The organism is Vibrio sp. 10N.222.55.C6, assembly GCF_041473395.1.
GTDB classification, from domain to species: domain Bacteria; phylum Pseudomonadota; class Gammaproteobacteria; order Enterobacterales; family Vibrionaceae; genus Vibrio; species Vibrio crassostreae_C.
In genome coordinates this window covers 1-250 of record NZ_JBFRSD010000803.1, presented here as the reverse complement: position 1 = coordinate 250, position 250 = coordinate 1, and the positions used below count along the sequence as shown (strand labels likewise).

At 48.4% G+C, this 250-nt stretch carries 1 pseudogene; it reads right to left on the bottom strand.

Annotated elements, in window-relative coordinates:
• Nucleotides 1–25: 25 nt before the first annotated feature.
• Nucleotides 26–250, bottom strand: a pseudogene (locus AB4486_RS26270) (mechanosensitive ion channel family protein); the annotation flags it as partial.

Sequence of the window (250 nt, the reverse complement as noted above, 5' to 3'; positions counted from 1 at the left end):
GTTTAGGACTCAGCGGACTGCAGAATTAAGTGCTGGCAGGAAACGCTTCAGCGTATGCTTCCATAAAGTCTTTGCGAATGTCTTGCTCTAAATGAATCGCTTTTTCGGTCGGGCAGAAAATCATAAAATGTACTTCTTGCTCACCCGTCGAACTGCTCGTGATATGGATGTGAGGCTCAGAACCCGGTAAGTCAACGCCAGCGTGCTTTTCGATCACGCCGTTGTAACGGCGGGCAACATCGATAAACTC